General features: G+C 73.8%; 13 protein-coding genes. 8 read left to right on the top strand and 5 right to left on the bottom strand.

The genetic code is table 11. The annotated features are described in order from the left end of the window. Positions 1–22 precede the first annotated feature (22 nt). On the bottom strand, positions 23–1,243 hold the full coding sequence (locus FHU30_RS07030) for an RNA polymerase sigma factor (protein ID WP_253873145.1): 1,221 nt from the start codon (positions 1,241–1,243) through the stop codon (positions 23–25). 164 nt (positions 1,244–1,407) lie between these two features. On the opposite strand from FHU30_RS07030, the gene FHU30_RS07025 reads away from it, so the two are divergent. Both FHU30_RS07025 and FHU30_RS07020 read left to right on the top strand, forming a co-directional pair. Further along, positions 1,408–1,953, top strand: a complete 546-nt coding sequence (locus tag FHU30_RS07025; RefSeq protein ID WP_253873143.1) for a dihydrofolate reductase family protein — start codon at positions 1,408–1,410, stop codon at positions 1,951–1,953. Positions 1,954–2,131: 178 nt separating this feature from the next. Continuing rightward, positions 2,132–3,628 carry an MFS transporter gene (locus tag FHU30_RS07020; RefSeq protein ID WP_253873140.1) on the top strand — a complete coding sequence of 499 codons (1,497 nt, stop codon included), beginning with the start codon at positions 2,132–2,134 and terminating at the stop codon, positions 3,626–3,628. 83 nt (positions 3,629–3,711) lie between these two features. Here the strand turns inward: FHU30_RS07020 and FHU30_RS07015 are convergent, their stop codons facing one another. Next, positions 3,712–9,051, bottom strand: a complete 5,340-nt coding sequence (locus FHU30_RS07015; RefSeq protein ID WP_253873138.1) for a type I polyketide synthase — start codon at positions 9,049–9,051, stop codon at positions 3,712–3,714. Between the two features lie 193 nt (positions 9,052–9,244). Here FHU30_RS07015 and FHU30_RS07010 point away from each other — a divergent pair, with 193 nt between their 5' ends. Next, complete coding sequence (locus tag FHU30_RS07010; protein ID WP_253873136.1) at positions 9,245–10,837, top strand: tryptophan halogenase family protein; 1,593 nt, start codon at positions 9,245–9,247, stop codon at positions 10,835–10,837. A gap of 18 nt (positions 10,838–10,855) precedes the next feature. Here the strand turns inward: FHU30_RS07010 and FHU30_RS07005 are convergent, their stop codons facing one another. Continuing rightward, a complete protein-coding gene (locus FHU30_RS07005; protein WP_253873133.1) occupies positions 10,856–11,497 on the bottom strand; it encodes a ScbR family autoregulator-binding transcription factor in 642 nt (213 codons plus the stop codon). 204 nt (positions 11,498–11,701) lie between these two features. Between FHU30_RS07005 and FHU30_RS07000 the strand changes: the two genes are divergently transcribed. The 5 genes from FHU30_RS07000 to FHU30_RS06980 all read left to right on the top strand — a co-directional run bounded on the left by FHU30_RS07000 (position 11,702) and on the right by FHU30_RS06980 (position 17,556). Continuing rightward, positions 11,702–12,271, top strand: a complete 570-nt coding sequence (locus FHU30_RS07000) for a DUF5987 family protein (protein WP_253873131.1) — start codon at positions 11,702–11,704, stop codon at positions 12,269–12,271. Beyond that, positions 12,268–13,953 (top strand): FAD-dependent oxidoreductase, encoded by a 1,686-nt coding sequence (locus FHU30_RS06995; RefSeq protein WP_253873128.1) that lies wholly within the window; start codon positions 12,268–12,270, stop codon positions 13,951–13,953. Before FHU30_RS07000 ends, FHU30_RS06995 begins: the two co-directional genes overlap by 4 nt. A 14-nt stretch (positions 13,954–13,967) precedes the next feature. Then, on the top strand, positions 13,968–15,026 hold the full coding sequence (locus tag FHU30_RS06990) for a carboxymuconolactone decarboxylase family protein (RefSeq protein ID WP_253873126.1): 1,059 nt from the start codon (positions 13,968–13,970) through the stop codon (positions 15,024–15,026). Between the two features lie 361 nt (positions 15,027–15,387). Next, the gene (locus FHU30_RS06985; protein ID WP_253873123.1) at positions 15,388–16,482 is read left to right on the top strand and encodes a ParB/RepB/Spo0J family partition protein; all 1,095 of its coding nucleotides are present in this window, start codon (positions 15,388–15,390) and stop codon (positions 16,480–16,482) included. Positions 16,483–16,782: 300 nt separating this feature from the next. Further along, on the top strand, positions 16,783–17,556 hold the full coding sequence (locus tag FHU30_RS06980) for a helix-turn-helix transcriptional regulator (protein ID WP_253873121.1): 774 nt from the start codon (positions 16,783–16,785) through the stop codon (positions 17,554–17,556). 96 nt (positions 17,557–17,652) lie between these two features. Here FHU30_RS06980 and FHU30_RS06975 read toward each other — a convergent pair whose 3' ends face one another. Both FHU30_RS06975 and FHU30_RS06970 read right to left on the bottom strand, forming a co-directional pair. Next, entirely contained in the window at positions 17,653–19,071 is a 1,419-nt protein-coding gene (locus FHU30_RS06975) for a cytochrome P450 (protein WP_253873119.1), read from the bottom strand. Beyond that, positions 19,068–19,595: a flavin reductase family protein gene (locus FHU30_RS06970; protein ID WP_253873886.1), complete on the bottom strand. Its 528-nt coding sequence runs from the start codon at positions 19,593–19,595 to the stop codon at positions 19,068–19,070. Before FHU30_RS06970 ends, FHU30_RS06975 begins: the two co-directional genes overlap by 4 nt. Positions 19,596–19,597: the final 2 nt, after the last annotated feature.

The following is a 19,597-nucleotide window of genomic DNA, read 5'->3' as shown; positions in this document are numbered from 1 at the left end:
GCCCCGCAGCGCGGGCCGCGCGTCAGGGCGGGTCTTCGGCCAGTTCGGCGGCGCGGGCGGCCAGGTAGCGGCGCTCCGGCATGGACAGGGTGCTGCGCGCGGCCAGCTCGAACTGCGCCCGCGCGGCCTCCCGGTCGCCCGCCATCTCGTACAGGTGGGCGCGGATCGCCTGGAGCCGGTGGTGGCGGGACAGCGCCGGGCTGGACTCGGCGTCCGCCAGCTCGGCGAGCGCGGTCCGCGGCCCGTGCACCATCGCGACCGCGACGGCCCGGTTCAGCGTGACCATCGGGCCGGGCGCGATCGAGTCGAGCATGTCGTACAGGACGAGGATCTGCGGCCAGTCGGTGTCCTCGGCGCGGGCGGCCTCGTCGTGGACGGCGGCGATGGCGGCCTGGAGCTGGTACGGGCCGAGGTGCGCGCGGGGCAGCGTCTTGGTGATCAGCTCGACCCCCTCGGCGATGGCGCCCGCGTCCCAGCGCGTCCGGTCCTGGCGGTGCAGGGGTTGCAGGAGGCCCTCGGCGTCCACGCGGGCGGGCCGGCGCGCGTCGGTGAGCAGCATCAGCGCCAGCAGGCCCGCCACCTCGCCGTCGTCGGGCAGCCGGGCGTGCAGCTGGCGCGCGAGCCGGATCGCCTCCTTGGTCAGCTCGACCCGGTAGAGCGCCGCTCCCGAGCTGGCCGTGTAACCCTCGTTGAAAATCAGGTAAAGGACGTGGAGGACGGCCGCGGTGCGGGCGGGCAGCTCGTCGCGTCCGGGCAGCGTGAACTCGGCGCCGTGCTCCCTGATCATGCGCTTGGCGCGGGTGATCCGCTGCGCGATCGTCGCCTGCGGCACCAGGAAGGCGCGCGCGATCTCCGCGTTCCCGAGCCCGCCGACGGCGCGCAGGGTCAGCGCCGCCTGGGACGCCGGTGTCAGCGCCGGGTGGCAGCACAGGAAGAACAGCGTGAGCGTGTCGTCCTGGCCGGGGCCGAGGTCGGTCTCCGCGCCGGGCGGGGTGAGCTGCGCGACGGTCAGCTCCCGCCGGACCCGCGCCTCCTCGTTGCGCCGCATGTCCGTCCAGCGGCGCGAGGCGACCCGGATCAGCCAGCCGGCCGGGTTGTCGGGCACGCCCTCCTCCGGCCAGCGGGTGGACGCGGTGAGCAGGGCCTCCTGCACCGCGTCCTCGCAGGTCTCGAACGTGCCGTAGCGGCGCACCAGGTTCCCGAGGACCACCGGCGCGAGCTCCCGCAGCAGGTTCTCGGTCACATCCTCCCCCGGCGTCGCATCCCGTACAGATCTGTTCCCCCCATGATGTCGAATCCTCGCCGCCGGCTTCGACACCTTCTCCAGAGACCGATGCACCCCGCCCGGAGGGCGGATCCGGAACACCGTTCCGGACCGTGTTCCGGCTGGTAGAGAAGGAGTCCGCCATGCGGAAGCTCACCGCGGGCCTGTTCCTGACCCTGGACGGCGTCGTCGAGGCGCCCGACGACTGGCAGGGGCCCTACTTCAACGACGAGATCGGGCAGCGCATCACCTCCGGCGTAGCCGAGGCGGACGCGCTGCTGATGGGCACGCGCACCTACGTCCAGTTCGCCGAGATGTGGACGTCGATGCCGCCGAACCCGATGGCCGACCTGATGAACGGCCTGACCAAGTACGTCGTCTCCAGCTCGCTCAGCGACCTGAAGTGGCAGAACTCGGTCCTGCTGACGGGCGGCGACCTCGGCGCGGCCGTCACCCGGCTCAAGGAGCAGCCCGGCAAGAACATCCAGGTGCCCGGCAGCCCCCGGCTCGTCCGGTCGCTGCTGCGGCTCGGCCTGCTGGACGAGCTGAACCTGATGATCCACCCGATCGTCCGCAGCGCCGGGATGCGGCTGTTCGACGGCGTCCCGCCGCTGACCCTGGAGGTCACCGAGACCGCGACGCTGTCCACCGGCGTCGTCGCCGTCACGTACCGGCCGGTCAAGCCCTGACGCTCCGGTTCCGCCGACGTCCCGTCCCGCGGACGCCGCGTCCCCGCGGGCGTCCCGTCCTGCGGACGCCGCGTCCCCGCGGGCGTCCCGTCCTGCGGACGCCGCGTCCCCGCGGACGTCCCGTCCCTCGCCGACACCGGCCCCCACTGACATCCAGCCCATGATGGAGGGGAATCCCATGCACACCGAGACCTCCGAGACCGGGCCCACGCGTCCGGCGGCCGAGCCCGACCCGCGCCGCTGGAAGGCGCTGATCGCGCTGGCCCTGATCCAGTTCATGCTCGTCCTCGACATGACCGTGGTGAACGTCGCGCTGCCGAAGATCCAGCACAGCCTGCACTTCTCCGGGCCGGGGCTGGCCTGGGTGGTGAACAGCTACGTGCTGATGGCCGGCGCGCTGCTGCTGCTCGGCGGCCGGTTCGCCGACGTGTACGGGCGGCGGCTGGTCTTCCTGATCGGCACCGCCCTGTTCGCGCTCGCGTCGGCGGTCTGCGGCGCCGCCGTGGACGCGCCGATGATGCTCGTCGGGCGGTTCGGCCAGGGTGTCGGCGAGGCGCTCGCCGCGCCCGCGTCCCTCGGCCTGATCGCGCTGATGTTCACCGACCCGAAGGAGCGCGCGAAGGCGCTCGGCATCTGGGGCGGTGTCGCCGGCATCGCCGGGACGTTCGGCACGATCATCTCCGGCCTGCTCACCGACCTGGTGACCTGGCGCTCGATCTTCTACATCAATGTCCCGGTGGCGCTGGTCGTGCTGGCGCTCGTCCCGCGGCTGATGGCGGAGAGCCGGATGACCCGCGCGGCCGGGGCGCGGCTCGACTACCCCGGCGGCATCCTCGCCGCGGGCGGCCTGACCGCGATCGTGTACGGGCTGCTCCAGGCGGCCACGCACACCTGGGGCGCGTGGCAGGTGCTGCTGCCGCTCATCGGCGGCGTGGTGCTGCTCGCGGTCATGGTCGGCTGGGAGACCCGCGCGTCCGAGCCGCTGTTCCCGCTGTCGTTCTTCGCCAACCGCACCCGGACGGTCGCCAACGTCACCGGGCTCTTCCTCGCGGCGGCGTTCTTCACCTACTTCTACCTGCTGACGCTGTTCGAGCAGCAGATCCTGGACTACTCGCCGCTGGTCGGCGGGCTGTCGTACCTGCCGATGGGCCTCGCGATGGGCGCGGGGATGGGCATCGGGACGGGCATGACGCCGAAGTTCGGGGTGAAGCCGCTGCTCACCGTGGGCCTGGTCGGCTCCGGCGCGGCGCTGCTGATCGCCAGCTTCATCGGCACCGGCAGCTCGTACGCCACCGGCATCCTGCCCGGCATGATCGTGCTGGGGCTGTCGTTCGGCATCTGCTTCCCGACCATGACGAACGCGGCCATGCACGCGGTCACCGAGCAGGACGCGAGCCTGGCGTCCGGGGTGCAGAACACCACCCGGATGGTCGGCGGCGCGCTCGGCCTCGCCGCGCTGGTGACGCTGGCGCTGCGGCACGCCGCCACGCAGGTGCAGCACCACGGCGCGCAGCCCTTCCAGGCCCTGGTGGACGGCTACGTGCTGTCGTTCCGGATCGGCGCGGTGCTGCTGGTGCTGTCCGGCATCGCCGTCGCGCTGCTGCTGGAGCACGTGAAGGTCGAGCCGACCTCGCCGCTGCCGCCGGTTCCGGCGCCGGCCGAGGCCGCTGACTGAGCCCCGTGATGGATCGGCCCCGGGCCGTTCGCCCGGGGCCGATCCGTGCCCGGCGGCGGTCCTGCCGCCGGGCCATGGTGTGGTCAGGCCGCCGTACCCGCCTGCTCCGCTGCTTCGCCACCGGCTTCGTCGTCGGCGCCGTCGCCGTGCTCGCCGCCGCCCTCGGGGCGCAGCTCCTCGGCGAGGTGCTCGGTGAGGGCCGCCACGCTCGGCTTGTTCCACAGGATGTTCGGCGGCAGGTCGACGCCGTACCGGAGCTGGAGCCGGACGCGCAGGGCCACCGTCATCACCGAGTCCACGCCGAACTCGACCAGCGGACGGCGCGGCTCGACGTCCTCGACCGCCAGGTTCAGCTCGGCCGCGACCTGCTCCCGCACGTCGGTGCCGAGCCGCTCCAGCACGGCCGCCTCGTCCAGGGTCTCCCAGTCGAGGGTGAATCCGGCGCCGCCGTCGGCGCCGGCGGCGTCCACGGCGGTGATGTCGCGGAACATCGGCACCCGGCGGGCGCCGCGCGGCAGCGGCAGCACCCGGACGACGGCCTTGTAGTGCCCGTCGAACCGGTCGGCGAACGACCAGGACCGGAACGCCTCGTCCGCCGACACCACGTCCAGGCCGCGGGAGTTCGCCTCGCGCAGCGTGCCGGTGAGCGTCTCGGACATGCCCATGCCGCGCCAGGACGTCCAGCCGAGGCTGACGGTGTCCTTCTCGCCGCCCGCGCGGCGGTGCGCGGCGAGGGCGTCCAGGAAGGAGTTCGACGCGGCGTAGCTGGTCTGGCCGGTGAGCCGCGCGAACTGCCCGCAGGATGAGAAGAACACGAAGAAGTCCAGGCTCCCGGGCGGGAACAGCCGGTGCAGCACCATCGCGCCGCCCGCCTTCGGGCCGAGCACCTCGCGCAGGCCGTTCCGGTCGACCTTGTCGACCATGGCGTCCATGACGACGCCGGCGGCGTGCACGATGCCGCGGATCGGGGGCAGGCCGTGCGTGGCGGGGTCGAGCGCCGTCGCGACCTGCTCGGCGTCGGTGATGTCGAGCTTCGGCACCCGGACCGTCGCGCCCTGCGCCTCCAGGGCGAGGACGGCGTCGATGCCGCGCCGGGTGCGGACGTCGGTGACGGCGTCCCACTCCTCGCGCGGCGGCAGCCCGCGCCGTCCCGCGAGCAGCAGGCGGCGGGCGCCGCGGTCCACGAGCCACTGCGCGACGGCGAGGCCGAGCGCGCCGAGGCCGCCGGTGACCAGGTAGGTGCCCGCCGGGGTGCAGGGCTGCGGCGCGCCGTCCGCCGGACGCTCGATCCGGACGAGCCGGGGCACCTCCACGCCGTCCGCGGCCAGCGCGAGGACGTCCTCGGTGCCGGGCGCGGCGGACATCACTTCGAGCAGGTCGGCGCCGGTGGTGTCGGTCAGGGCCGGGACGTCGAGGAGGCCGCCCCACAGTTCGGGGTGCTCGCCGGCGATGATCCGCGACACGCCCCAGAGCGGCGCCTGGGCGAGGGCCCGCTCCCCCGCCGCGTCCCGGACGCCTTCGGACAGGCACCAGAGGCGGGGCAGCGGGCCGTCCCCCTCCCGGGCGGCGGCGTAGGAGGCCGAGAGGCGCTGCGCGGACCGGACGAGCGACCACGCGGTCCCCTCGGCCTCGTCCTCGGGCGGCGCGCCGGTCACGTCGGGGACGACCAGCAGGACGTCCGATCCGGGGAGATCCTCGGGCCGCAGCTCGTCGGCGGACGCGACGCGGCGCGTCCGGACGCCGGAGCGCGCGATCTGCCCGGCGACCCGGTCGGCGCGATCGCCCTCCCCGACCAGCAGGACGGACGTGACGGCGGGCCCGGCGTTCTCCGGCTCCAGCGGCCGCCAGGCGATCTCGTGGACGAGGTCGCGCGGCGCGGCGACGACGCCGAACTCGTCCTGGAGCGCGGCGAACTTCAGCCCGAGCACCTCCAGCACGACCTCGCCGTCCTCCCCCGCGACCCGGACGTCCACGGTGTCCTGCGGGGACCGGGCGGAGCGGGCCGAGTGGACGGTGATCCGCGCGGGCGGCTCGCCGCGGAACGCCACCGAGTCGATGTGGCAGGACATCCACAGCCGGCGCGCGTCCTCGGGTGTCACGACGACCGCGCTGAGGGTCAGCGCGCCGTCGATGACGTGCGCCCAGCTGCGCGCGCGGTCGGCGTCCGGCTCGATGGTCAGGACGGCGAGCTGCTCGCGCCCGTTGCGGCGCAGCTCGGTCGGGTCCCAGGGGAACGCGTAGCCGCCGACGCCCATCGTGCGGAACATCGCGTCGACCGCTTCCCAGGTCATCGGCTCGGTGCAGCGCGCGCGGACGGCGTCCACGTCGAGCCGCCCGGACGGCGCGGGCACGTCGGTGTCGAGCATGCCGGTGCAGTGCGTGATCCACTCGTGCTGCTCGTCCTCGTGCGCGGGGCCCTCGTGCGCGAGCCGCGTGGCGAGCCGGACGGAGTTCTCCGACAGGACGATCTGGAGCGTCCGGGGCGGGGTGACCGCGACCGGCGTGCGCAGCACGATGTCGGAGAGCGAGCCGGGCACGCCGCCGATCGCGGCGGCGGTCGCGAACGTGTCGATGAGGCACGCGGCGGGCGTGATCTCGACGCCGACCACCTCGTGGCTCTGCGGGTAGGGGCGGCAGGTCAGGTCCAGGTGCGTCTGCCACACCTGCCGGACGGGCGCGCCGCTGACCGTGGACCGGCCGCCGAGCAGCAGGTGGCTGTCGGGGTCGTGGCCGGTGCCGGACCCGGCGTCGCCGCCCGCCTCCTCCGGGAAGATCCAGTACGGCCGGTGCTGCCAGGCCGTCGCGGGGAGGTCGATGAGCGCGCCGCCCGGCTGGGCCTTCGTCCAGTCGATCGCGCCGCCGCGGCAGTGCAGGTCGGCGAGGGCGCGGGCGAGCGTCTCGCGCTCGGGCTTGTCCCGGCGCAGGCTCGGCACGGACGCGCCGTCCTCCACGCCCAGGTCGTCCAGCGTCTCGGTGATCGAGTGCGCGACGACCGGGTGGGACGAGATCTCAAGGAACAGGGTGTGGCCGTCCTCGACGGCGGCGGCGACGGCCTGCGTGAACCGGACGGGCCGCCGCAGGTTGTCGGCCCAGTACCCGGCGTCGCGCTCGTCCGGCCCGCGCGGGTCGGCGAGCGTGGTCGAGTACAGCGGGATCTCGGCGGGCCGGGGCAGCATCTGCCCGGCGGCGTGCGCGACCTCGTCCAGGACGTCCAGGACGTGCGGGCTGTGGAAGGCGATGTCGCTGTCCACCTTCCAGACCGGGATGCCCTCGGCCTTCCAGGTCTCGGCCAGCTCGGCCACCGGATCGTGGTCGCCGGAGATGACCGTGGACGCGGGCGCGGCGTCGATCGCGGCGACGACGTCGGTGCGGTCGCCGAGCCGCTCGCGGACCTCGTCCGCGGTCAGGCCGACGAGCGCCATCCCGCCGCGTCCCTCGATGCGGCGCAGCGCGGTGGCGCGGCGGCAGGCGAAGCGCGCGGCCTCGTGCCGGTCCAGGGTGCCCGCGACGACGGCCGCCGCGATCTCCCCGACCGAGTGGCCGATGACGGCGGCCGGCGCGACACCGCGCGCCCGCCAGACCTCCGCCAGGCCGATCTGCATGGCGAACGTGAGGGCCTGGACGTGCGCGGCGGTCCAGGGGCCGCCCTCTTCCAGCGCCTCGCGCGGCGTCCAGCCCATCTCCTCGCGGAAGACCTCGGCGAGGTCGTCGAGCGCGGCGGCGAACACCGGCTCGTCGCGGAGCAGCTCGCGGCCCATGCCCGACCACTGCGCGCCGTGCCCGGAGAACACCCAGACCGGCCCGGTGGACGCGCCGGAGGCCGTCCGCCCGCGCAGCACGCCGGGGGCCTCCTCGCCGTCCGCGACCGTGCGGAGGCGCTCGACCAGCTCGTCCTCGGTGGACGCGACGACGGCCGCGCGCCAGGCGAGGTGCGAGCGGTGCACGGCCAGCGTCCGTCCGATGGACGCCAGCGGGGGGTGCTCCTCGCCCAGCCGGTCGGCGGTCGCGGCGGCGATGCCGCGCAACCCCTTCTCGGACATCGCCGACACCGGGAAGACCAGCGGCGCGGCGGCGGTGCCGCGCTTCGGGCGGCGGGCCTTCTTCGGGGGCGCGGGGGCCGTCGGAGCCTCCTGGACGACGAGGTGCGCGATCGTGCCGCCGACGCCGTAGCTGGAGACGCCCGCGCGGCGCGGTCCCGGAGCGTCCGGCCACGGGAGGGGCTCGCCGACGAGGCGCAGCCCGGTCGCGTCCCAGTCGATGCCGGGGTGCGGCTCGGTGTGCACGCTCGGCGGGATCTCGCCGTTCCGCAGCGCCAGCACGACCTTGATCAGGCCCGCGATGCCGGAGCCGCCCTCGATGTGCCCGATGTTGGGCTTGACCGAGCCGATCAGGCACGGCTTCCCGGCGGGCCGGTCCGCGCCGAAGACCGCGCCGAGCGCGAGCGCCTCCTCACGGTCGCCGGTCGGGGTGCCGGTGCCGTGCGCCTCGACGTAGTCCACCGAGGCCGGGTCGATGCCCGCGCGCCGGTAGACCTGCCGGAGCATGTGCTCCTGCGCCTCGTTGTTCGGCGCCATCATGCCGTCGGAGCGTCCGTCCTGGAACACCCCGCTGCCCATGATGACCGCGAGGACGGGGTCGCCGTCGCGGCGGGCGTCTTCGAGCCGCTTCAGCACCACGACGCCCGCGCCCTCGCCCCGGCCGTAGCCGTCGGCGGCGGCGTCGAACGCCTTGCTGCGGCCGTCCGGGGACGTCGCGCCCGCCGCGTCCAGCGCGACGAACAGCGCGGGCGTGGACATGACGTTGACGCCGCCGACGATCGCCAGGCCCGTCCCGCCGAGCCGCAGCTCCTGGCAGGCGTGGTGCAGCGCGGTGAGCGAGCCCGCGCACGCGGTGTCGACCGCGACGCTCGGCCCGCGCAGGTCGAGGGAGTAGGAGATGCGGTTCGCGATGCCGTAGTAGGTCGTCCCGTTCACCGCGTACGCGCCGGTGCGCGGGATGTCCTCCAGCAGGCGGCGGCCGTAGTCGTTGGAGTTGGCCGCCACGAACACCCCGGTCTCGGTGCCGCGCAGGTCCAGCGGCGGCACGCCGGCGGCCGCGAGGGCCTCCCAGGCGAGCTCCAGCATGATCCGCTGCTGCGGGTCGAGGAAGTCGGCCTCGCGCGGGGTGATGCCGAAGAACTCGGCGTCGAACCCCTCGATGTCGTCGAGGAACGACCCGAGCCGGGTGGTGCCGCGCATGATCGCGGTGGCCCGGGGGCTGCCGGCGGCGTAGGGGTCCCACCGCTTGGCGGGCATCGGCCGGACGCTGCTCCGGCCCTCCCGCAGGAACTCCCACAGCCGGTCCGGGGAGTCGAGGTCCGGCGCGAACCGGCAGCTCATCCCGATGACCGCCACCGCGCCGGCCGATTCCGAGTCCTGGGTCACGTTCTGCTCCGTCCACTGAACAAGCACCGGTCTCTCGGCGCATAGGGCGCATTCAGTGTTTCCACCGGTGAACTGCCGGGGCATCTCGCGAACTGCGGTTCGGAAGCGGCCGGAAGGCAATCGCAGAGATGCGGCGGGACGATTCCGGGGTGAGCCTGGGAAACGCGAATCACGACGTCCCCAGGAGGTTTCCGTGGCACGTCCGATCAAGCGCGTCGTCATCGTCGGCGGCGGGACGGCCGGCTGGTTGTCGGCCGCCTATCTCAACCGCGCGTTCGGGTCGCAGGTGCAGATCACCCTGGTCGAGTCCGAACGGGTCGGACGCATCGGAGTGGGCGAGGCCACCGTGCCGACGCTGCGCACCACCTTCGCCTTCCTCGGCATGAAGGAGGAGGAGTGGATGCCCGCCTGCAACGCCACCTACAAGTCGGCGGTGCGTTTCAACGACTGGCGCAAACCGGCCGCGGACGGCACGCGGCACACTTACTACCATCCGTTCTTCCACGTTCCCGAGCCGCCGGTCGGGATGTACGAGAAGCCATTCCATACACGTTTCGGCAAAGGCATCTCGCTGGCGCACTTCTACGTGAAGCGCAAGCTGGAAGGCGACACGGGCCTGCGCCCGACGTTCGGCGACGCGGGCATGGCGCTGCAGCGGCTGTGCGAGCTGAACAAGGCGCCCAAGCCGCTGCCCGGATCGGACGCGCCGGACCCGCGCTACCGCTACGCCTACCACCTGGACGCCGCGCTCATCGCCGCCTACCTGCGGGACCTGGCCGTCGGACGCGGCGTCAAGCACGTCCTCGCCGACGTCAAGCACGTCGAGGTGGACCCGCGCGGGCATGTCGAGCGGATCGTCACCGAGCAGGAGGGCACGATCGAGGGCGACTTCTTCCTCGACTGCACCGGCTTCCGCGGCATGATCATCAATGGCGCGCTCGGCGAGCGGTTCATCAGCCAGAACGACCACCTGCTGTGCGACAGCGCGGTCGCGCTCCCGGCGCGCAACGACCCCGAGCGGGACGGCCTGCGCCCCTACACCTCGGCCAACGCGCGCAAGGACGGCTGGATCTGGGAGATCCCGCTCTACCACCGCGACGGCACCGGCTACGTGTACTGCGGCAAGACGACCAACCCGGGTGACGCGGAAGAGGAGCTGCGCCGGTTCCTCGGCGGGCGGGCGATGGACGTCCCGGCGAACCACATCAAGATGCGCGTCGGCTACAACGAGCGCTCGTGGGTCGGGAACTGCTGCGCGGTCGGGCTGTCGAGCTGCTTCGTCGAGCCGCTGGAGTCCACCACGATCGCGCTGATCGAGTACCAGCTCGCGCTGCTCGTCCTGCACTTCCCCGACATGGACTTCGACGACCAGCGCCGCGACCGCTACAACGAGATGATCAAGGGCGCGTACCTGGACCTGCGCGACTTCATCGTCATGCACTACGCGCTGACGAACCGGGACGACAGCCAGTTCTGGCGCAACGTCCGCGAGGCGCCGCTCCCGGACAGCCTCCAGGAGAAGTTCGCCGAGTACGCCGAGAGCGTCGTCACCCCGGACGGCAGCAGGCTGCGGCTGTTCGAGACGCGCAGCATCTGGGCCATCCTCACCGGCATGCAGTTCGAGTTCACCAAGGCCCCGCCTTCGGTCCAGTGGATGGACGACGCGGCCGCGATGGAGATGTTCGCCGAGGTCGACCGGGAGCGGGAGCTGTACTCGGCCACCCTGCCCGGCCACTACGAGTACGTCCGCGCGCTGCACGGCGCGCACGATCCGGACTTCGGCTGACCGGGCGGGCGGGCGCCGCTAGCGGCCTCGTGCGCCGGGTTCCGGGAGCCCGACGAGATCGGTGAAGTCGGGCAGCCGCTCGGGGGCCACGAGGCCGGGCAGCACGCACCGCCACATCGTCGCGATGCAGGAATCGGTGTCCTCGGGGCCGCCGCCGGTCATCACGATCTGCTGGAGCCCGGTGAACGCGGCGACCAGGAACTTTGCCAGCTCCGCCGTGTCGGCGCCGGACGCCAGGTCGCCCTGGCGGCGGGCGTCGGCGAGCACCTCCTCGACCGTGCCGATCCAGCCGGCGTAGGGCGGCGGCAGCTCCGACTCGTAGAGCCGGGTCTCCAGCAGCAGCCGGGTCCCGGCGCGGGCGATCACGTTGCCGCCGAAGGCGCGGCCGACCGCGAAGGAGAACTCGATCAGCAGCCGGACGGCGCGCGGCTGGCCCGGCCGGAGGGTGGCGACCAGCTCGTCCCACATCGCGCCGTACTCCCGGACGATCGCGACGGCGAGCGCCTCCTTGGTGGGGAAATGGAAATAGAGCGCGCCGCGGCTGACGTCCTCCCGCGCGACGATGTCCTGGAGCGTGGTGGCGCCGTAACCGTTGACCTCGAAGGCGGCCGCGGCGGCCCGTACGACGGCCTGCCGGGTGCGCCGTGCCCTCTCCTGCATCAGGCGGCTCGTTCCTGCATCAGGCGGCGACCAATCCTGTTCGGAAAAGCTCAGCGAATTCGTCGGGACGCTCATTTTAGGCGGCCCGCTCCGGAGCGTCAATTGTCGGTCCGACTTCGGTCGGCAATTCCAGAGATGCGCCCGCACGCGCACCGGCCGGATCATTTTCTCTGAATTCACCGGCGGCGGCAGGGAGAGCACATCATGGAAACGGCTGACCCGGGCGGGCGGTCCCGGCGGACGATGACCCTGGAGGCGTTCGCGGACACCATCGTGCCGGGCGAGAAGCGCTTCCCCGGCGACCGCACGGTGGCGGGCGCCGCGCCCGGCCCCGGCGCGGTGGAGGCCGGCGCGCTGGAGCTGCTGGAGACCCCGGCGACGGGCGTCACCGACGGGCTCGACGGCTACTGCGAGGCGCTCGACGAGCACGCCACCGCCTACGCCGAGCAGCACGGCCTGAAGCCGGACGACTCCGTCCCGCCTTTCGTGGCGCTGGACTTCGAGGACCGGACGGCGATCGTCCGGTGGCTGACGTCCCCGGGCCACCCGGAGAAGGACCTCTGGGTGCTGCTCGCGCTGTTCTGCAACATGGCCTTCGACACCGGCGCGCACCTGCACACCACCGAGGCGATCGCCGCGGGCCACCCGGGCCTGGCGACCATGGGGTTCTCGTCGCCGGACGACGACGGCCTGTGGCGCTTCCCCGACTTCTCCTACCGGCGCGAGCTCGCGCCCCGCCACCCGAACACGACCTCCACGGGGAGCCCGGCATGACGAACCATCCGAACAACGCGTCCGAGGGCCGGACGGCCGAGCGGACCGACGTGCTCGTCATCGGCAGCGGGTTCGGCGGCGCGATCGCCGCCTACCACCTGGCGGCGGGCGGCGCGGACGTCACGGTGCTGGAGCGCGGCCCGTGGGTCGCCAGCGACGAGTTCGAGCACGACTTCCTGCTCGGCTCGTCCTACACGCGGATCTTCGACTTCGTGGTCGGCGAGGGCATGAGCGTGCTCGGCGGGAACTGCGTCGGCGGCGGGAGCGTGGTCTACTTCGCCGCGATGCCGCGCGCGCCGCGGTTCGTGTTCGAGCGGCGCGGCAACATCGGCCGCCGGATGTGGCCGTCGTCCATCGACCGGGACCGGCTGGACCCCTGGTATGACCGGGTGGCCGAGGCGCTGCCCATCATCAAGCAGGACTGGAACGACGTCACCTACTCGGGCGGGGTGTTCGCGGCCGCGTGCGCGCACGCCGGGCTCACCGCCAACCCCGCGCCGGCCGCGATCGACCGCGCGCTCTGCACCAACTGCAACTGGATGATGTCCGGCTGCCGCTTCGACGCGAAGCGGTCGCTCCTGCTGAACTACCTGCCCGCCGCCGTGGCGCACGGCGCGACGATCCGCCCGCTGCACGAGGTGCAGCACCTCTCGCGGAACGCCGACGGCGGCTACCGCGTGCACTACAACGTCATCGACGAGGAGGACTACCGGGTCACGGTCGGCAGCGGCGCGATCGACGCCAAGCTCGTCGTCGTCGCGGCGGGCGCGGGCGCGACACCGGTCATCCTGCGGCGTTCCGAACCGGCGCTCGGTCCCATGCCCTATGCGGTCGGACGCTATTTCTCCGGAAATGGCGAGCGGCTGAACACGGCCGTCTTCGACGAGGAGAAAGTGCGGACCGTCCTCGGGCTTGACCGGGGCGAGGCCGCTTACGCCGCGTCCCAGATCGGCAAGGGTCCCTGCGTGGCGAGCTGGGACCGGCTCGACCCGGCCCTGCCGGAGTACTCCCGCTTCACCCTGGAGCAGCTCTACTTCCCGCCGGGGTTCGGCACGATCCTCGCGCAGGTCCCCGGCGCGGACGGGCGGACGACCTGGTTCGGCCCGGAGAAGAAGGAGCTGCTGCGGCACTGGCAGTCCTGGCTCACCATCTTCACCATGAGCGAGGACGACAACGAGGGCGTGTTCGGCGCCCCGCCGCCCACCGGCAACGCGACCCGGATCTCGCAGCAGATGCTCGGCCGGGGCACGCTGCGCTACGAGCCGTCGATCAACACCATGCGCGGCTGGGCCGAGTCGGACGCCGCGGTGAAGGACATCATGGAGCGCGACGGCCTCGCCCGCGTCCTGCCGTGGACGAACGACCTGGTCGGCGCGTACACCGTGCACCCGCTGGCGTCCTGCCGGATCGGCGACGACCCGTCCACCTCCGCGCTGGACGACCGGCACGAGCTGCGCGGCCACCCGGGGATCTTCGTCACCGACGGCTCGGCCGTGCCGGGCGCGCTGACCGTGAACCCCGCCTTCACGCTCGCCGCGCTCGCCGAGCGGGCCATGCCGGGCATCGTGGCCGCCGCGCGGGAACGCGGCGTGGAGGTCACCTACGGCGCGCCCTCGCCCGAGGGCGAGACCAGCGCCCGGCGCGCGGCGCTGCCGCTCGTCCGCGACCTGGTCCGCGACTGACGCGGGCCGGGACGGTGACGTCGAGGATCGTCCGGCGGGCGCTGAGCCGCTCGCTGGACGAGGTGCGCCACGTGTCGCCCGTCCGCCCGCGGGAGGCGGACGGGCTGGTCGCGCGGGTCTACGACCGGGTCGAGCGGGACTTCGGGATGCTCGCGCCGCCGGTGGCGCTGCACTCGCCCGCCCCCGGCGTGCTGGCGGCGTCCTGGGTGATGCTGCGCGAGTCGCTGGTCGCCGGGAGCCCGGCCGGGCGCCCCGACCGGGAGACGGTCGCGGCGGCGGTCTCGCGCGCGAACACCTGCCCGTACTGCGTCGCGGTGCACGACGCCGCGCTGCACGGCGTCCTTCCGGCGGGACGTCCGCACGAGGCGGACGAGCCGCGCCTGGAAAGGCTCGCCGCATGGGCCGAGACCACCGGCCGGAAGGACGCCGGACCGCCTCCCGAACCCCGGCAGGCCGTACCGGGTGCGGAAAACGCGCAGTTGGTCGGCGTGGCGGTGACGTTCCATTATCTGAACCGCATGGTCAACGTGTTCCTTGAGGACTCGCCCGTGCCGTCGCGGGTGCCCGCGCGCGTCCACGCGCCGATGCGGCGCCTGCTCGGCCGGATCATGAGTCCCATCGCGCGGCGCGGCGTCCCGCCCGGGGACGCGCCGAACCTGCTGCCCGCCGCTCCCCCGGCCGCCGACCTCGGCTGGGCGGCGGCGGACCCCGTGCTCGCCGACGCGTTCGCCCGCGCGGCCGCCGCGATCGACGCGGCGGGCCGCCGCGCGGTGCCGGCGGACGTCCGGGACCTGGTCGCGGCGCGGCTCGACGGCTGGGACGGGACGCCGCCCGGGCCGTCCCGCGCCTGGGTGGACGAGGCGGTGGCCGCCCTCCCGCCGGAGCGGCGTCCGGCGGGCCGCCTGGCGCTGCTCACGGCGCTGGCGTCCTACCAGGTCGGACCGGCCGACGTGGCGGCCTTCCGGGCCGCCGAGCCCGCCGACCGGGCGCTGGTGGAGCTGACCGCCTGGGCGGCCCTGGCCGCCGCCCGGCGGGCCGGCGCGGCCTGCGGGCCGGCCGGCGGACTTCTTTGAGAGTGCTCGGCCGGACACGCGGCGCGCTCTCACGCAGGGGGCGCGCCCGGGCACGGAACGGGTTTATCCGGGTAGCGGCCGCAGCACCCTGAGCGACAATTCCCCAATATCCGTGACCGGTCGGGCACGTCCTATTCCCCAGCGTGAGCGACGCGCTCGGCGCCCACTCCAAACTCGAACACCCATTCGAATTACTCCACCGGTCAGGGCCGCAGAACAAGGGTTGCAGAAAACCGGTTCTCCGGTTTGCATTGAGCGCAGAGGCCATCGGAGGGGACGGCGAAGGTGGGCCTCTTTCGCCTGCACTGGGGCGAACCTCGGGGCGAAGACTGCCAACCTTCGACGGAGGTGGAGGCGACAGATGGAGGCCGGCGCCACGCCGTTGCCCCGCCCAGCACCCGGCGACGCGGCCGCCGACACGGCGACCGCGCCCGACCCGCCGACCACCCCCGCCGCCGAGGTCCGGCGCATCGCGATCGGCTCGCTGCTGCCCGCCGACTCGCCCCGGCTGCACGGCGAGGACCGCGAGCACATCCTGCGGCTCAGCGAGATCGAGACGCCGCTGCCGCCGATCCTGGTGCACCGCCCGGCGATGCGCGTGATCGACGGGATGCACCGGCTGCGCGCCGCGATCCTGCGCGGCGAGACCAGCATCGAGGTGGTGTTCTTCGACGGCACCGAGGCCGAGGCGTTCGCCCGCGCGGTCGAGCTGAACGTCACGCACGGGCTGCCGCTGTCGCACGCCGACCGGCGCGCCGCCGCCGCGCGGATCATGGCCGCCGAGCCCCGGCTGTCGGACCGGGTGGTCGCGGCCCGGACCGGGCTGTCGGACCACACCGTCGCCGCCGTCCGGCGTTCGACCGCGCACCTGCCGAGGTCGAACAGCCGGGTCGGCGCGGACGGCCGGATCCGCCCGCTGGACGGCGGGCAGGGCCGGCGCCGCGCCGCCGAGATCATCACCGCCCGGCCGGAGACGCCGCTGCGCGAGGTCGCCAAGGCCGCCGGGATCTCGCTGTCCACCGCGCACGACGTGCGCAGGCGGCTGCTGAACGGCGAGAGCCCGGCGCCGCCGGCCCGGGCCGTCCCGGCGCCGCCTGAGCGCCCAAAGCGGCCGGAGAGGTCCGAGCAGGCGCAGCGGGCGAAGCGGGCCGAGCGGCCCGTCCCGGTCGCGCTGCCCGCCGCCGCGCGCCGCACCGCCGGGCAGGGCCAGGAGCGCCCGGAGCTGCTGCGCCGGCTGATGCGCGACCCGTCGCTGCGGCACACCGCCACCGGCCGCGAGCTGCTGCGCATGCTCCGCGCGGACGTCCCCGGCCCGGACGAGCGGGACGCCCTGGCCGACCTGGTGCCCGAGCACTGCCGCGAGGCCGTCACCGACCTGGCCCGCCAGTTCGCGACGGCGTGGGAGCGGTTCGCGGACGCGGTGGAGCGCCCGGGCCCCGGCGGCGACCGCGCCTGACCGCCATCCTCCGGCGCGCCTGACCGCCGCCTCCCGGCCGTGAACCGGGCGCCCCGGAAACCCGTGTGTGATGTAGGGGAATTCGTCGCGTAACGATGACCATCAACAAGGGTCCGGACTCTCATTCAACCGCCAAATCACGGCGTTATTGTTCAGCTCTCCACAATTGACCGCCCCAGAACAGCGACTTAGAGTGATGCTGACCGAATAACTGGCGCGCCACCGCTATTCCGGTCAGATCACACGCCGATAACGACCCCGCTTAAAGGCGTTCCGTCCACTGTCGAAGGGAATGCTCAGATGGCAGATATCGCCGAGCAGGCAGTCGAACGCGTCGTCCGGAGCATGTACGAGAACTTCGGCGAGGAGCTCACCATCGACGACATGGCGCGCACCGCGCTGTTCAGCAAGTTCCACTTCTCCCGGGTCTTCCGGCAGATCACCGGGATCTCGCCGGGCCGGTTCCTGTCCGCGGTCCGGCTGCAGGCCGCCAAGCGGCTGCTCGTCTCCACCACGCTCACCGTCGCCGAGATCAGCAACCGGGTCGGGTACACCAGCGTCGGCACCTTCAGCTCGCGGTTCAAGAGCAGCGTCGGGGTCGCGCCCACGCTGTACCGGCAGAGCGGCGGCTACCGGCGTTTCATCCCGACCGACGACCGCCGCAACGGCTGGGGCACGCGGTCGGTCACCGTCAAGGGCGAGATCTTCGCCCCGCCGGACGAGCAGCCCGGCCCGGTGTTCGTCGGCCTGTTCCCCGAGCCGCTCCCGCAGGGGTCCCCGGTCCGCTGCACGGTGCTGCCCGAGCCGGGTCCGTACGAGCTGTCCAACGTGCCGCAGGGCACCTGGTTCGTGCTGGCCCACTCGGTCGCGCCGGGCGACGAGGCGGTCGCCGCGCACCCGCTGGACCCCGGCCCCGCCCCGCGGGTCGGCTCGCACGGCCCGTTCAGCGTGGACGGCGGGCTCGCCGTGCACTCGGCCGACCTGGCCCTGCGCCCGATGCGGCTGATCGACCCGCCGCTGCTCCTCGCCCTCCTCGACACCCGCGCCGCCCCGGCGGACGCCGTCGGGAGCTGACCGCCCGTGCCGTCCGGCCCCCCGGACGGCACGGCGATGGCCCCGGGTTCCGGACGCTTCCGGACCCCGGGGCCTTCGCCGTGCGGGCAGGGGCGGTCAGGCAGGGCGGACGATCATCGGGAGGCCGCCGCGGACGCGCAGCGACAGCATCGGCTCGGGCACCACCCGGTACCCCGGGACGGTCGACAGCCGCAGGTCGCGGGAGAGCAGCGCCAGCACGAACGTCGCCTCCAGCATCCCGAGGTTGTTGCCGACGCAGAACCGGGGGCCCGCGCCGAACGGGATGTAGGCGTACCGGGGCCGCTCGTTGGGCAGGGCCGGGTCGAACCGGTCCGGGTCGAACCGGTCGGGCTCGGACCAGTAGCCGGGATGCCGGTGCAGCGTGTACGGGCTGATCAGCACGTCCGACCCGGCGGGCACGTGGTACCCGCCCACCACGTCGTCCTGCTGCGCGACCCGGGTGAGGATCCAGACCGGCGGGTAGAGCCGCATCGCCTCCTGGATGACCGTCGCGGTGTAGGTGAGCCGGTGCAGGTCCTCGTAGACCGGCGGCCGGTCGCCGAGCACCGCGACGGCCTCCTCGTGCAGCCGCCGGCGCACGTCCGGCGCGCGGTCGATCAGGTACAGCGACCAGCCGAGCGTGCTCGCGGTCGTCTCGTGCCCGGCGAGCAGCAGCGTGACCAGCTCGTCGTGCAGCCGCCGGTCCGCGACGGCCGGATCGGCCTCCTTCCGCACGGACGCCACGAGCCGCGAGATCACATCGTCCCCGATCCCCGCGTCCCCACCCGCCGCGTCCCCGCCCGCAGCATCCGCGCGCCCATGGCGGTTGGCGGACGAGCGGGCGGCGACCAGGCGGTCCACGACGTCGTGCAGCTCGGCGCGGGCGCGGCGGAAGCGGAGCTGGCGGGGCAGCGGCACCCACATCGGCACCGCGCTCAGCGACACCATCTCGAACATCGCCTGGTCCTGGACGGCCTCGAAGGCGTGCCCGATCGTGGTGAACGCGGCGAGGTCGGCGTCCAGCAGGGTGCGGCCGAGGACGCCGAGGGTGAGCCCGGTCAGCTCGTGCGTCACGTCCACCGGGCCGCGTCCCCAATGGGTGCGGAGCCGCGCGACCAGGCCCGCCGCCTCCTCGGCGACGACATCGGCGAGGGAGGCGATCCGGGCGTGCTGGAACGCGGGCTGGATCGTGTGCCGCTGCTTGCGCCACAGCTCGCCCTCGCTGGTCAGCAGGCCGTCGCCGAGCGCGCGGCGGGCCTGCTGGAGGCCGATGCCCTTGTGGTAGTTGGCGCTGTTGTCGGCGAGGACGTGCTTGGCGTGGTCGGGGTGGTTGAAGATGTAGAGCGTCTTCGGCCCGGCGGCGACCCGGACGGCGTCGCCGTACCCGTTGACCGCCGAGGTCATCAGCCCGAGCCGGTCGCGGACCAGCTTGGCGAAGATCCCCGGCATGGCGCGGCGCGGCGGGCCCGGCGGCACGAGCCCGGCGGGCGCGGCCCGTTCGGCGGCGCGGCTCACAGCGGCACCTCCGTCGGCTCGGGGCTGACCCTCCGGAAGCGCCCATCGTAGAACAGCAGCGCGTCGCCGGCCTCCTGCCGCCGCATGGACAGCAGCCGCCCGGTGTAGATGGTGTGGTCGCCGCCGTCGTAGTCGCGCCAGCGGCGGCACTCGAACCAGGCGAGCGCGCCGTCGATGAGCGGCACGCGGGTCAGCTCGCCGGGCATCCAGTCGACGGGGTCGAACTGGGCGGCGCCGAGCGCGCGGCGGCGGCCGGCGAAGTGCCGCGCCACCGGCTCCTGCCCGGCGCTCAGCACCGACACCCCGAAGTACTCGCTGCGCCGCAGCATCCGGTTCATCGTCGCGTCCCGCCCGACGCAGACCAGCACCAGCGGCGGGTCGAGCGAGACCGAGCTGAACGAGTTGGCGGTCATCCCGTGCGGGTTCGGCCCGCCGCAGGTCACCACGGTGACGCCGGTCGCGAAGGTGCCGAACGCGCGGCGCAGCAGGCCGCTGTCGTACACCTCGGCGGACGGTCCGGGCATCG

Origin of the sequence: Actinomadura rupiterrae, from assembly GCF_024172125.1 — a bacterium.
In the GTDB taxonomy this organism is placed as follows: Bacteria; Actinomycetota; Actinomycetes; order Streptosporangiales; family Streptosporangiaceae; genus Spirillospora; species Spirillospora rupiterrae.
The sequence above is the reverse complement of the archived record's forward strand: the minus strand, read 5'-3'. Positions and strand labels throughout refer to the sequence as shown.